The following is a 12945-nucleotide window of genomic DNA, read 5'->3' as shown; positions in this document are numbered from 1 at the left end:
GGCCGGACCTCCCGCCCGTGAGGGCCGGGGCCTCCCGGGTCTCGTCACCTCAGCGACGTGCCCACTCCGCTCCCGCCTTCCCACGTATCCGGGTAGCAAGGGACGACCGTCGCTTGGGAACTGTCTCCCATAGCCCCGAAGCCCGGTCGGGGACCGGCGACACCAACGAAATCCCGTTTTGTTGGCAGTGGCTGAGGCTCCTCTAACTCGGAGGTTTCGGGCTCGGTTGGCCTTGACTGGACCCTCGGTACCGGGACGACAGACCCAGAGAGGTGGCGCTACTGCATCCCATTCGGCGAGCCTTGACGAGATGTGCCACATGACTGTCTGATGTGTCACTAGACTCGACTCATGGCTGGCAACGCAGCAGATGCGCCGAGCGCCGATCTGACCGTCAACGAGCAGGGCCGGGTGACCATCCCGGCGCAGATCCGCCGGGCCGCCGGCATCGAGGCCGGGGTGCCCCTGGTGGTGTACGTGGAGGACGGCCGGGTGGTCCTGGAGACCCGCGAGCAGCTCGCCGAGCGGCTGCGCCGCGACGTCGCCGCCGCCTGGACCGGCGAGGGCTCGGTGGTCGACGAGCTGCTCGCCGACCGGCGCGCCGAGGCGGCCCGCGAGGACCAGGCGTGACCGCCGCCGCCGGGCAGCCGGCGGTGCTGGACGCCTCCGCGGTGCTGGCCTGGCTGCGCGCCGAGCCCGGCGCCGAGGCCGTGCACCCGCTGCTGGGCACCGCGGTGATCTCCGCGGCGAACTGGTCGGAGACCTGGCAGAAACTGGCCCAGCACGGCGTCGACGCCGACCGGGCCACCACCCGGCTGCGCACCCTCGGGCTCCGGGTCGAACCGGTCACCGCGGCCGACGCGGTCACCGCCGCCCAACTCTGGGCCCGCACCCGGGCGGCCGGGCTGTCCCTCGGCGACCGCTGCTGCCTCGCCCTGGGCGCCCGCCTGCAGTGGCCGGCGGTCACCGCGGACACCGCCTGGGCCGGCCTCGACCTGGACGACATCACCGTCCAGGTGATCCGCTGACCGTTACGAGAAGCCGCCTGATCGGCCCACGCCTCTGCCGATCACAGAGTCTGTGAGGCCGTCGAAGGAGCAGGTGGACAGCGCGATGCTGCTGCAGGCCTTCATCGCGGGGCTGGGCCTGGGCTGATCGGAGTCCATGGCAGCGCCGTGCCGGCCGGGGTGTCGCCGAGGACGACAAACTGCGCCGACGGTTCGTAGCGGTAGCCGATGCCGCGCACGGTGGTCAGCGGGGGTGGCATCCAGGGCAGCTTCGCGCGCAGCCGAGAGAGGATCACATCGACGGCCCGCGGGCCGAGCGAGCCGTCGGTGTCGTCGACGGCGTCGCGCAACTCCTCCCGGGAGACTGCAGCGTTGGGTCGTTTGACCAGGTAGGTGAGCACCGCCGACTCGCGTGGGGTCAACCGGGTCGCGGAACCGTCGACCGCAAGTTCCTGGTTGCGCAGGTCGAACACCCCGCGGGCCGGGGCCGCAAGGTGCAGTGCGCCGAGCGCGGTCACCGTAGCGGCGCGGACGTCGGGGATGCTGCCAAGTAGGCCACTCATGGCGGTGTCGACGGCCTCGGCGATGCGGGTCGTGGTGGCCGGGTTGTTGGTGGTGGCCACTTCGACCTCGATCAGGAGCCGGATCTGCAGCGCGGGCGGTGCCGCGGGGGTCGTGGTCGGGTGGGTGTCGTCGATGGGCACAGCGGAATCTCCGGGCGCGGTGGTGTCCTGATACGGCGACGGCCGCCCCGCACCGCGGCTCGCCCTGCTGGTGCGGGATGGGGCCGGGGTGCGGGACGGGTCAGTGACACAGCGCGCTGGCGGAACGATGTAGGTCGACGTGGCGCCGCGATGTCAGGTTCGGCGAGGTCGGGTGGTCGCCGGTGGCCCGCCGCCGAGACGACCGGCGGCCCGGCGCCGGTGCCGAGCCCTGCGTTTCGAGGTGGGGCACGGGTCAGCGCTCGAACGACGAGGTCAAAGAGCCGTCCTCGATGATCTGCTGGATGGCTCGTTCGATCAGCGGTGCGATGGACAGCACTGTCAATCGGGGGGACCACCGGTCGTCGGGCACCTCGAGGGTGTTGGTCACGACGACCTCGCAGGCGCCGCAGCGGAACAGCCGCTCGGCGGCGGGGTCGGAGAGCACCCCGTGCGGCGCGGCGACGACCACGTGGCCGGCGCCTGCGGCGAACAGCTGTTGCACGGCGCCGGTGGTCGTCCCGGCCGTGTCGATCATGTCGTCGACGAGCACACACAGCCTGCCTTCGACGTCGCCGACGACGCGGTGCGCGACGACCTGGTTGGGCAGCACCTTCGGGTCGCGGGCCTTGTGGATGAAGGCCAGCGGCACGCCCCCGAGGTGGTCAGCCCGCTTCTCCGCCGGTCGCACCCGGCCGGCGTCCGGAGAGACGACGGTGACGTCGCGGCCAGAATGGCTCGCCACGATGTGGTCGGCGAGAAGCGACTGGGCCAGCAGGTGGTCCACCGGCCCGTCGAAGAAACCCTGGATCTGGTCGGCGTGCGTGTCGACCATGATCAGCGTCTCGGCCAGGCTCTTGGTCGGTGCCGGACCGACCGACTGCACGACGAACACGTCGGCCCCGCGCACCGGCTCCTCGAAACGGATGACGATCTCGCCGTTGGCGAGGTCGTGCACCGACTGCGGTGTGATCGCGACGTCCAGGTGTTCGGCGACCTGCTCGGGGTAGCTGCGGCCGCCGACAAGCATCACCCGCCGTCGCCTCGAGGGTGTGCCGGCGATCGTCGCGGTGCTCGATCCGGTGCTCATCTCACCCCGCCTCCTCGTCCGAGGTACGGGCCGCCAGCAGCGTCCGGGCCCGACGGTAGGCGGCCCGCAGGTCGGTGCCTTCGTAGGTCACGCGCGCGAGGGCCCGGATCTCCGCGTCGCCGTTGACCGCGACGGTGTGCCGCAGCGCCCGGAACAGCGCGGTGTCCGAGCGCGAGTCGCCGTAGGCCACGCAGTCGTCGGGTGACAGTTCGTAGCGTGCCAGCAGTTCGTGCGCGATGGTCACCTTCGACTGCGTGGTCAGCACCAGCGCCGGGTCCAACGGCCCGCCGACCGTGATGTCGGTGGCGTGCGCCGTACCGACCCCCCAGCCGAGCAGCCGCCGGACGAAGAACAGCGGCGACATCGAGATCACCGCCGAGTATTCGCCGCGGGCGGCGATGTCAGCCCACACCTGCGCCACGCCCTCCATCCAGGGCGCGCCGTGGAACGCCGCGTCGATGTCGGACTCGGTGATCGTCTGCCAGATCGGATGGCACGCCCGCGCGAAACCGAGGTTGTCCATCAAACCGGTCGCCGAGGCGACCTCGAACCCCTCGATCTCGGCGAGCCGCCCGATCCGGCGCCCCAGCTCGAGGCTCGCGCTGCTGCCGCGCAGCAGTGTGCCGTCCATGTCGAACAGGTGCAGCGCCGTCACGCCGGGTCACGGCTCCCGGAGCTGGTCACCCAGCAGGCGCAGGGCCACCTCGACGGCCTGCAGCTTCACCTCGGCGCGGTCGCCGTCGAAGACGTGGCGTTCGGTGACGACCTTGCCGCCGCGGCGCAGCGCGGAGGTGTAGACGGTACCGACCGGGTCACGCTCGTTGCCGCCGGTGGGCCCGGCGTACCCGGTGAGTGCCACTCCGGCGTCGGCGGTGGAATTGTCGATGATCCCGGTGGCCAGGCCCTCGGTCACCGCGGCGCTGACGGCGCCGTGCTCGGCGGAGACCTCCGGATCGACGCCGAGCCCGACGGCCTTGGCGGAGCTGTGGTAGAGGACGAAGCCGCGCTCGAACACCGCGGACGCCCCGGACACAGAGGTCAGCGCGGCCGCGACGAGCCCGCCGGTCACCGTCTCGGCGGTGGCGACGCGTACTCCGAGTTGCGCGGCCCGGCGCAGCACCTCCGCGGCATGCTCCAGCAACTCTCGGTCGAACAGTTCGGACATGGTCTGCTCCTCGGGTCGGTGGCTCAAGGGGTGGCGGCGCTGAACGCGAGCGCTTCGCCGGCCAGCCGGCGGGTGGCCTCGGCGGGATCGGGATCGGCGTAGATCGCGCGCCCGACGATCGCGTGCGCCCGCGGGCCGCGCACCGCTCGGAAGGCCTCCGGAATGGCGCCGCCCAGTGCACCGATCCCGGGCAGGAAGAACGTCAGGTCGGGCTCGCGGTCGGTGAGGGCGGCGGTCACTGCGGCGACCTGCTCCGGGTCGTGGGCGGGAACGATGACGTCGCGAGCGCCCTCGGCAAGCGCCAGTTCCGCGACGCGCGGCAGCACATCGTCAGCGACCCAGCCACCACCGGAGATCGCGAAGTCGGGCAGCGGTAACGAAGCGCCGACGATCGGCCGCACGCCGTGGTTCAGCGCCCCGCCCACGAACCGGCGCACCGCGGTCGGCCCGGCGATCGGAAAGACGATCACCCCGTCGACGCCGGCCGCCGCGACGGCGGCTGCGAACGCGGGCCCGTTCGACGGGACGTCGAGCCCGGCCTTCTGGTGGTCGTAGTACAACGGGTGCGCGGTGACCGTGCGCAGCGCCTTCACCGCGGCGACCAGCCCGATCTCCAGCACCGTGGCTTGGCTGACCTTGTAGCCGACGACGCCGTCGATGCCGGTGGTCGCCTCGACCAGGCGCAGCACGTCGTCGAGGTGAGGGACGTCGAGGGCGGGGATGACCCCATGGGTCGGTTCTGATGTCATGTGTGGATTCCTGTCCCGGTGCGATCGGCTATGCCCCCGCGATCGGCAGCGATGCGGCGGACTGAGGGCGCGGGGCGATGACGGACGCGTAGTACTCCTCAGGGACCGTCCGCTCGCTGCGCTCGACGAGCTCGAGGAAGTCCCAGCGCCTGAGCAGCTTCCCGTTGCGGTAGACCGGCTGGAGCAGGTTCTCCTCGGCCGGGACCGAGTCCTTCGACACCGTCTCGTAGCGGCCGTCGACCTGCCGGACCGCGAGCCGGCCGCGCTTGGACGCCTTGAGGTCGACCCCGTTCGGGCTCTTCCAGATGTCGACCCACTCACCGCTGATCTGCACGGCGTTGGCCTTCTGTGCGAAATGCAGCGAGTCCCGGTTGATGTGCTGCAGCAGGCCGCCACCCATGCCGAAGTAGACGTTGTCGGCGGCAAGCTTGCGGCGATCGAGCTCCTCGTAGATCGCGCGCAGGCTGTCGAGGGTGATGCCGTCGCCCTGGCAGACCCGGATCCGGTCGGGCAGCACCTTGTAGCCCTTGCTGTTCTCGACGTAGCCGTAATGCTCGATCAGCCCCTCGATGGTGTCCGCGACGACCGTCACCGGCTCCCCGGAGTCAGGCCGCACGAACACCGTCCCGGTCTGGTTGTCGACCAGGTCCTTGAGCTCTCGGCCGAAGATGTTGTGCACCGCGTTGTCGAGGTCGTAGGAGTCGGCCACAATGACGATGGCCGGCCAGCCGCGGTACTTGTGGATCGCGTTCGCGTAGGCCTGGGCCTCGTTCTCCCGACCCCACGCCGTCATCGTCGAGTGCTCGGAGTTCGGCCCGGACGCGCCGGGCGCGACCGCGTTGTAGTAGCGCTGCGCGGCGAGCGAACCGGAGATCGTGTCGGTCTGCTCGAAGTTCACCAGGTGCGCGAGCCCACCCAGCGCCGCCGACTGCTGCGAGCTCACCCCGCGGGCGCCGTAGTCGTGCAGCAGGTCGCGGATGATCTCGGGATGGTCGGAGGTCTTGTCCAGGGCCTGCTTGATGATCTGCTTCGACAGCCAGCTCAGCGTGCCGACCGACGTCGGGTACCACACCGACCGCAGCAGCGGGGTCTCGACGAAGCTGGTGAGCCAGAAGTACTTCGGGTCGGTGTTGATGATCTGCACGAGCGCGTTGCGGATCGGCAGCACGGTGCCCTCGGGCACCGCCTCGATCTCCAGCGGCAGATACCCGTCGTAGTCGTTCAGGACGCCCAGCCAGCCGTCCCGGTTGAACGGGAGCCGGTGCTGCCGGGTGACGACCTCGGCCTCGTCGATGTCCTCCAGCGTGATCGGCTTGAGCAGGTACTCCTTGATGAAGGCCTGCAACCCGACGAACAGGTGAGCGGGATAGGGGCCACCGCGGGACTCGATGTAGCTCGACACGTACTCGGTGCCCGGCGGATACAGCACGTGGTGCGAATGCTTGTAGCTGTCGGTGTTGAGGATGATGTTTCCGAATCGGAGAACTTGCTGACCATGGGAGAGCCTTTCGGTTCATCGGAACAGCAGGGCAGCCGAACAGGAATTGTTCGAGAGTTGATATCGCGTGGACCGGAAATGACCTGGACGCGGCCACGGAAATCACGGTCAAGCGCGCAGCCGGAAAAGCGGCGGCAGGGTAACCGGGAGGCGACGGGTGCTACCCGAAGAAGCCTCTCAGGACGAGGCCGACGACACTGGGCGCCACTTGCCGGGTGAGATCAGGGACGACAACAACATCCGCCGAACCTCGAAACCGCAAGGACGAGCGACACTCTTCACACTGTTTCGATCGTATCAATTGTGTCGGTTGTATCGGGGACCCTGGCCGGCGTCTGGCTCGGCTTGACGGCCCCACTTGCGCACCGTCTCCCCGGTGCCGACTCCCAGCTTCTCGGCGACGGCGTTCATCGCCGCCCACAGCGAGTCGTAGTCGTCTCGGATCTCAGCGACCATCCGCACCGCCCGCTCATGCAACTCCGGCGGATACGGCGGCTGGGGACGACGTGTCATGACTCCATCTCCTCAGAGGATCGAGTCTCCGGACACGCCGGGGCAGTTCAGTGCGCCTTGTCGCGCACGAAAGCGGGGTCGATCGAGGCCGTGAGCGAGCGAGCCATCTGACGGCCGAGTTCTTCTGGGGTGGAGGGCCCAGCGGGTCGGAACCACTTGTAGGACCAGTTGACCGCACCGAGGCACATGTTGGCATAGATCGACGGTGTCATCCCGAGGTTCAGGCCCGGGTGTTGCTCAAGGTGCTCCTGCACCGCGGTGAGGAAGAGGTTCTCGAAGGCGCGCCGTCGCGACAGGACCTCGGCCGACAGCTCTGCCGGCAGTTCGTGCTCCTCTTCGAAGCACACCTTGAGCAGGGCTTGGTTGTGGCAGGTGTAGGCCACACGCGAGGAGATGAGGTCGCGGATGGCGTCCAGCGGGGAGGCTGCCGCTGCCACGGTCTCGCGGCCCATCTCCAGACTCTCGTCGAGCACGTCCGAATAGATCCGGACGAGCAGCTCCTCCTTGCTGCGGAAGTAGTGGTAGAGCGTCGGTTTCGACAAGCCCACGGCCGCAGCGATCTCGTTCATCGACGTGGCTCGGAAGCCTCGCCTGCTGAAGATCTCCACCGACTCGGAGACCACGCGCTGCCGTTGAGCGTCCGCCTTGGTGAGCATCGCCCGTCTCGGCGCGGTCTGCGTCATGTGCTCTCCCGTCCGCCGGTCCCGCTCTCCCCACGGTAGCCGGGCCCGGGGGGTTGACATCGGAAGGCTATTCTGCCGAAGATCTCGACCGCCCGGTCGGTCGAGTTTGTGAGGCGGTACACAGCATGTGGGAGATCGATGACGATCACGCGGCGTTCCGGGAGATGTGCCGGGACTTCACCGACCGCGAGGTCCGCCCGCTGGTGGACGCCGCCGAGGCCGCAGGAGCGTTCCCGGCGGAGCTGTGGAAGCCGCTGGGGTCCGCCGGTCTGCTGGGCCTGGTCACCCCGGAGTCGTACGGCGGATCGGAGGGCAGCGCCCTGGCCGTCGCGATCATGGCCGAGGAACTCACCCGCGCCAGCGGCGGCATCGCCGTAACTGCCCTGGTCAGCGCCTACATGGCCGGCCCGCACCTCGTCCGGCACGGCTCCGAGGAGCAGCGGGAGCGGTGGCTGGGCCCGCTCGCAGCGGGGGAGGCCGTGGCCGCCATCGCGGTCACCGAGCCGGCGGCCGGCTCGGACGTCGCGGCCATCGCCACCCGGGCCCGGCGAACGGACGAGGGCTGGGTGCTCGACGGCCGGAAGATGTTCATCACCAACGCGGGCGTGGCCGACGTCCTGGTGGTGGCCGCCCGCTCCGGCGGCCCCCGCCATTCGGGGATCACCCTTTTCGCCGTCGAGCGTGACACGCCCGGGTTGTCGTTCGGGCGGCCGCTGCGCAAGATGGGCTGGCACTCCTCGGACACCCGCGAGGTGGTCCTCGACGGCGTCGTCGTCCCCCGGTCGGCCGTCGTCGGGACCGAGAACCGCGGCTTCTACCAGATCATGGAGGGCTTCCAGCTCGAGCGGATCGCGCTGGCGGGGATGGGGCTCGGTCACGCCGCCGAGTGCCTGGACCTGGTCCGGGCGTACGTGCGCGAGCGGGAGGCGTTCGGCGCGCCGTTGGCGCACCTGCAGTCGATCCGGCACCGGATCGCGGTGATGGAGATCGAGTTGGACGCGGCCCGGCTGGTCACGTACCAGGCTGCTGCGCGGATGGACGCCGGGCATCCCGAGGCGGCTGTGTCGGTGGCCCGTGCGAAGTACCTGGCCGCGGTGGCGGCGAACCGGGTCGTCGACGACGCGGTGCAGCTCTTCGGCGGGGCCGGGTTCGTGGAGGAGACGCCGGTCGCCCGGCACTACCGTGACGCCCGGATCCTGCGGATCGGTGGCGGCACGGACGAGGTCCAGCTGGAGATCCTCTCCAAGGGCATGACTGCGAGCACGACGCCGGGCAGGGCCTCGTGACGGCCGCCACCGACACCGCCCGCCTCGCCGCCTCGACCGCGGGCCTGACGGGAGCGCCGACCGTCGCGGACGTCGCGGCTGCTCGCGACCGTGCCCTGCGTGGCGGCGACCCGACGCGTTGGCCCAACAAGCTGCCCGTTCGGGAGCGGCTGGCCGTGCTGTTCGACCCGGGCACCTTCGTCGAGGACGGTGTCCTGGCCTCGGCGGCCGACGACGCGCTACCCGCGGACGGCGTCATCACCGGCGTTGGCCGCGTCGAGGGCCGACCCGTCGCGGTGATCGCGCACGACTTCACCGTGAAGGCCGGGTCCTGGGGGGAGCTGACCTGCGAGAAGCAGATCCGGATCCTGGAGCGGGCCGACCGCGATCTGCTGCCGGTGGTCTACCTCGTGGACTCCGCGGGCGGGCGGCTCACCGACCAGATGGGCTTCTTCCCCGGCCGCCGTGGCGCATCAGCCATCTTCCACCTGCAGGTGCGGCTGTCCGGCCGGGTGCCGCAGATCTGCTGCCTGCACGGGCCCTCGGCCGCGGGCGGGGCCTACATGCCGGCCTTCTGCGACTGGGTGGGCATGGTCGCCGGCAACGCCTCGATGTACCTCGCCAGCCCGCGGGTGGCGGAGAAGGTCACCGGCGAGCGCACCACCCTGGAGGAGATGGGCGGGGCGATGATGCACGCCACCGTCTCCGGCTGCGGCGACGAGGTCTTCGACACCGACTGGGAGGCCATCGCCGCCGCTCGGCTCCTGCTGTCCTACCTGCCCGACGACTTCCGCTCGGCGCCCGCACGCTCCGAGCCCGCCGAGCCGGAGCGCGTCCTCGGCGACGTGGTCCCCCTCGACCCCAACTCCGCCTACGACGTGCGCGACGTGATCGAGGGTGTCGTCGACGCGGGGTCGTTCTTCGAGATCAAGGCCCGGTGGGCCCAGGAGATCGTTGTCGGATTGGCCCGCCTCGACGGCCAGGTGGTCGGCCTCATCGCCAACCAGCCGAGCGTGCGCAGCGGGGCGATCTTCGTGGACTCCGCGGACAAGGCGGCCCGCTTCATCTCGCTGTGCGACGCGTTCAGCATTCCGATGGTGTTCCTGCAGGACGTCCCCGGCTTCATGGTCGGCGTGGATGTCGAGCGGCAGGGCATCATCCGGCATGGCGCCAAACTGATCGCGGCGATGTCCTCGGCGGACGTGCCGAAGTACACCGTGGTGCTGCGCAAGGCCTACGCGGCCGGCTACTACGCGATGTGCGCACCCGGCTTCGAGCCGCGCGCAACCATCGCGCTGCCCACGGCGACCATCGGCCCGATGTCCGCCGAGGCCTCGGTGAACGCCGTCTACGCCAACAAGATCGCCGCTATCGCCGACGAGGACGAGCGCGCCGCCTACGTCGAGGAGCGCACGGCCGAGCAACGCGCCGACATCAACCTGCTCCGGATGGGCAGCGACCTGGTCGTCGACACCGTCGTCGAGCCGGCCGCCCTGCGCGCGGAGCTGATCGCCCGGATGGTCGACGCCGACCGCTGGACCCGCTCGACGGGTCGGCGACACCACCTCATCAGCCCCGTGTAGCCGACCTGACACCTGGAAGGACGACGATGTCTTCGAGTACGTCGCAGAGCACGCCCGACGCGGACACGAACGATCCTCTCGCCCAGCTCATCGCCAACCCCTTACGACCCCTGCCGCCCCACTGGACCAGGCCCGGCCGGGTGGCCGAGCTGGAGCACGTCCGCTCCCTGTCCGGTGCCGACGAGTACTGGGAATGGGTCGCGAACCAGCAGCGCTGGATGCAGCCCTGGCACACCGTCCGCTCCGGAGGTATCTCCGACTTCCGGTACTTCGAGGGCGGACGGATCAACGTCGCGGACAACTGCGTCGACCGCTGGGCCGAGGACCCGGTCACCGCTGACCGCCGGGCGGTGATCTGGGAGGGCGAGCCCGGTGAGGTCCGGACGCTCACCTACGCCGAACTCGCCGACCAGGTCTCCCGGCTCGCCGCGGGCCTGCTCGAGCTCGGGGTGCGCAAGGGCGACGTCGTCGGCGTCTACATGCCCAATCTCGTCGAGGCGTTCACGACCATCCACGCCTGCAACCGGATCGGCGCGATCTACACCGTGTTGTTCTCCGGGTTCGGCGAGGAGGCGGTGGCGTCGCGGCTGCAGGCCTCGGGAGCGGCCGCGGTGGTCGTGGCCGACTCCAGCTACCGGCGCGGCAAGCGGATCCCATTGTTGGAGACGCTGCGGGCCGCCCGTGACCGGGTCCCGTCCGTGCGGGCCACCGTGGTCGTCGACCGGACCGGCGACGGCGTCACACTGCAGGAGGGTGAGCACGCCTACGCCGCGGTGCTGGAGACCGGCGCGGCCGGCACGCCCGCGGTCCCGCTCGACCCCAACGAGCCGTCGTTCCTGATCTTCACCAGCGGCACCGAGTCCACGCCGAAGGGCGTGGTGCACAGCGTCGGCGGCTTCCTGCTCGGCACGTGGGCCAACGCCCACTGGCAGGTCGGCCACGAGGACGACGACGTGTACTGGGTGGCCGCCGACGTCGGCTGGCTGACCTTCCCCATCCAGGCCGTGGTGGGCGGGCTGGCCTGCGGCATGACGATCGCCTGCTTCGAGGGCGCGCTGGACACCCCGACCACCGCCCGGTTCTACGAGATCTGCGAGCGGCACCGCGTCACCAAGGTGCTCGCCGCACCGACCGTCGCCCGGATGTTGCGCAAGTTCGGCGACGATCTCGCCGCCGCGCACCCGCTGGGCCTGAAGCTGATCACCATGCAGGGCGAGCCGCTGGACGCGGACACCTTCGAGTGGACCACCAGCACCTTCGATGCTCCGGTGGTCAACGCCTACGGCCAGACCGAGACCGGCTCCACCTGGACCTACCCGGTGTACGGGGCGGAGGCGCTGAAGGCGGGCTCGGTCGGCACCCCGGTGCCGGGACACGAGTACGCGATCGTCGACGACGACGGCGAGCCGGTCCCGCCGGGGGTCAAGGGGAACCTGGTGCTCACCACGCCGTTTCCGACGCTGGCCCGTACCGTCTGGAACGACCACGAGCGCTACGTCACCACCTACTTCTCGCGCTTCCCGGGTCATTACGCCACCCACGACGAGGCTGTCCTGGATCATGACGGGCACCTATGGGTGCTCGGCCGCGCCGACGACGTCATCAATGTGGCCGCGCACCGCATCTCCACCATGGAGATCGAGGCCGTCGTCACCGCCCACTCGGCCGTCGTCGAGGCGGCAGTCGTCGGGGTGCCGCACGACACCAAGGGCACCGTGCCGATCGCGTTCGTGACCCTGGCCCATGACGCCCTGGCCGACGACGCGCAGGCCGACGACGTGCTGGCCGACATCAAGCGCCGTGTCGTCGCCGAGCTCGGTGGTTACGCCCAGCTCGACCGCGTCTACGTCACCGCGGCGATGCCGAAGACCCGCACCGGCAAGATCATGCGCCGGCTGCTGCGTGACCTCATCGAGCATGGCGAGCCCACCGGCGACACCAGCGCGATGGAGGACGCGACCGCCCTGGACGTCGTCGCGGCCGCGGTCCAGAAGTGAGAGGCCCGAATGTGAGCACCGCGCGAGCCCGGACCGGCGCGGAGGGCGTGGCCGCCTTCGTCGAGCACCGGGCGCCCGACTTCTCCGCCGACCGATTCCAGCCTCAGGAGACCTGATGACGAGAAACGACGAACGCGCCGTGTCCGGCCGCTGGTTCGAAGAGCTCGAGGCGGGGACGGTGGTCCAGCACGCCACCCGGCGCACCGTCACCGAGACCGACAACGTGCTCTTCACGACGATGACGATGAACCCCGCGCCGCTGCACCTCGACGCGGACTACGCGGCCGGCACCGAGTTCGGCCGGCCCCTGGTGAACAGTATGTTCACCGTCGCGCTGGTCGTCGGGCTCTCGGTCCCCGAGCTCACCTTGGGCACGATCGTCGCCCAGCTCGGGCTCGACGAGGTGAGCTTCCCGAAGCCGGTGTTCCCCGGCGACACCGTGCGCGTTGAGACCGAGGTCGTCGAGGCCCGGGCCTCCCGGTCGCGGCCCGACGCAGGGCTCGTCGTGTTCGAGCACCGCGCCTACAACCAGCGCGACGAGCTGGTCTGCCGCGCCCGGCGGACCGGTCTGATGCACAGGCGGCCGGCCGGCCCCGGGAAGGATGGTTCCGAGAACGGGAGCGCGCCGTGACCGGACTGCTGTCACGGGGCTGTGTGCTGGCGGTGTCGCAACGCGACCTTGCCCGCGGCGGCA

The 12945-nt window shown here is 70.4% G+C and carries 14 protein-coding genes and 1 pseudogene; 6 read left to right on the top strand and 9 right to left on the bottom strand.

Annotation, left to right across the window (positions count from 1 at the left end; all coding sequences use genetic code 11):
- The first annotated feature begins 351 nt into the window (after positions 1-351).
- Positions 352-630, top strand: coding sequence for an AbrB/MazE/SpoVT family DNA-binding domain-containing protein (locus HF526_RS15670; protein ID WP_239028733.1), 279 nt, complete (start codon positions 352-354; stop codon positions 628-630).
- Complete coding sequence (locus HF526_RS15665) at positions 627-1028, top strand: type II toxin-antitoxin system VapC family toxin (protein WP_211177280.1); 402 nt, start codon at positions 627-629, stop codon at positions 1026-1028. Before HF526_RS15670 ends, HF526_RS15665 begins: the two co-directional genes overlap by 4 nt.
- A 101-nt stretch (positions 1029-1129) precedes the next feature.
- Here HF526_RS15665 and HF526_RS15660 read toward each other — a convergent pair whose 3' ends face one another.
- From HF526_RS15660 to HF526_RS15625, 9 genes and pseudogenes are all read right to left on the bottom strand, one after another.
- Positions 1130-1711, bottom strand: coding sequence for a winged helix-turn-helix domain-containing protein (locus HF526_RS15660; RefSeq protein ID WP_169382174.1), 582 nt, complete (start codon positions 1709-1711; stop codon positions 1130-1132).
- 100 nt (positions 1712-1811) lie between these two features.
- On the bottom strand, positions 1812-1961 hold the full coding sequence (locus HF526_RS37450; protein WP_420821624.1) for a putative leader peptide: 150 nt from the start codon (positions 1959-1961) through the stop codon (positions 1812-1814).
- A gap of 3 nt (positions 1962-1964) precedes the next feature.
- A complete protein-coding gene (prs, locus tag HF526_RS15655; protein WP_169382173.1) occupies positions 1965-2798 on the bottom strand; it encodes a ribose-phosphate diphosphokinase in 834 nt (277 codons plus the stop codon).
- Between the two features lies 1 nt (position 2799).
- The gene (locus HF526_RS15650; protein WP_169382172.1) at positions 2800-3453 is read right to left on the bottom strand and encodes a haloacid dehalogenase-like hydrolase; all 654 of its coding nucleotides are present in this window, start codon (positions 3451-3453) and stop codon (positions 2800-2802) included.
- 6 nt (positions 3454-3459) lie between these two features.
- On the bottom strand, positions 3460-3963 hold the full coding sequence (locus tag HF526_RS15645) for a CinA family protein (RefSeq protein ID WP_169382171.1): 504 nt from the start codon (positions 3961-3963) through the stop codon (positions 3460-3462).
- A 23-nt stretch (positions 3964-3986) separates the two neighbouring features.
- Positions 3987-4712, bottom strand: a complete 726-nt coding sequence (locus tag HF526_RS15640; RefSeq protein WP_169382170.1) for an orotidine 5'-phosphate decarboxylase / HUMPS family protein — start codon at positions 4710-4712, stop codon at positions 3987-3989.
- Between the two features lie 28 nt (positions 4713-4740).
- The gene (locus tag HF526_RS15635; protein WP_338051506.1) at positions 4741-6177 is read right to left on the bottom strand and encodes a nicotinate phosphoribosyltransferase; all 1437 of its coding nucleotides are present in this window, start codon (positions 6175-6177) and stop codon (positions 4741-4743) included.
- 351 nt (positions 6178-6528) lie between these two features.
- Positions 6529-6723 (bottom strand): annotated as a pseudogene (locus HF526_RS15630) (IS3 family transposase); the annotation flags it as partial.
- Positions 6724-6770: 47 nt separating this feature from the next.
- A complete protein-coding gene (locus tag HF526_RS15625; RefSeq protein ID WP_169382169.1) occupies positions 6771-7406 on the bottom strand; it encodes a TetR/AcrR family transcriptional regulator in 636 nt (211 codons plus the stop codon).
- A 125-nt stretch (positions 7407-7531) separates the two neighbouring features.
- Between HF526_RS15625 and HF526_RS15620 the strand changes: the two genes are divergently transcribed.
- From HF526_RS15620 to HF526_RS15605, 4 genes are all read left to right on the top strand, one after another.
- A complete protein-coding gene (locus HF526_RS15620; RefSeq protein ID WP_169382168.1) occupies positions 7532-8692 on the top strand; it encodes an acyl-CoA dehydrogenase family protein in 1161 nt (386 codons plus the stop codon).
- Positions 8689-10254: an acyl-CoA carboxylase subunit beta gene (locus tag HF526_RS15615; RefSeq protein ID WP_338051504.1), complete on the top strand. Its 1566-nt coding sequence runs from the start codon at positions 8689-8691 to the stop codon at positions 10252-10254. Before HF526_RS15620 ends, HF526_RS15615 begins: the two co-directional genes overlap by 4 nt.
- A 26-nt stretch (positions 10255-10280) precedes the next feature.
- Complete coding sequence (locus HF526_RS15610; protein WP_169382167.1) at positions 10281-12251, top strand: AMP-binding protein; 1971 nt, start codon at positions 10281-10283, stop codon at positions 12249-12251.
- Between the two features lie 115 nt (positions 12252-12366).
- On the top strand, positions 12367-12882 hold the full coding sequence (locus HF526_RS15605; protein ID WP_169382166.1) for a MaoC family dehydratase: 516 nt from the start codon (positions 12367-12369) through the stop codon (positions 12880-12882).
- Positions 12883-12945: the final 63 nt, after the last annotated feature.

Source organism: Pseudonocardia acidicola, from assembly GCF_012911935.1.
Lineage (GTDB): Bacteria > Actinomycetota > Actinomycetes > Mycobacteriales > Pseudonocardiaceae > Pseudonocardia > Pseudonocardia acidicola.
This window is presented reverse-complemented; position numbering and strand designations above follow the sequence as displayed.

What these genes read in the sequence shown, in the direction of transcription:
- HF526_RS15620 (WP_169382168.1), top strand. Translation starts at nt 7,532, where the DNA reads ATGTGGGAGATCGATGACGATCACGCGGCGTTCCGGGAGATGTGCCGG.
- HF526_RS15670 (WP_239028733.1), top strand. Translation starts at nt 352, where the DNA reads ATGGCTGGCAACGCAGCAGATGCGCCGAGCGCCGATCTGACCGTCAAC.
- HF526_RS15645 (WP_169382171.1), bottom strand. Translation starts at nt 3,963, where the DNA reads ATGTCCGAACTGTTCGACCGAGAGTTGCTGGAGCATGCCGCGGAGGTG.
- prs (WP_169382173.1), bottom strand. Translation starts at nt 2,798, where the DNA reads ATGAGCACCGGATCGAGCACCGCGACGATCGCCGGCACACCCTCGAGG.
- HF526_RS15625 (WP_169382169.1), bottom strand. Translation starts at nt 7,406, where the DNA reads ATGACGCAGACCGCGCCGAGACGGGCGATGCTCACCAAGGCGGACGCT.
- HF526_RS15610 (WP_169382167.1), top strand. Translation starts at nt 10,281, where the DNA reads ATGTCTTCGAGTACGTCGCAGAGCACGCCCGACGCGGACACGAACGAT.
- HF526_RS15605 (WP_169382166.1), top strand. Translation starts at nt 12,367, where the DNA reads ATGACGAGAAACGACGAACGCGCCGTGTCCGGCCGCTGGTTCGAAGAG.
- HF526_RS15640 (WP_169382170.1), bottom strand. Translation starts at nt 4,712, where the DNA reads ATGACATCAGAACCGACCCATGGGGTCATCCCCGCCCTCGACGTCCCT.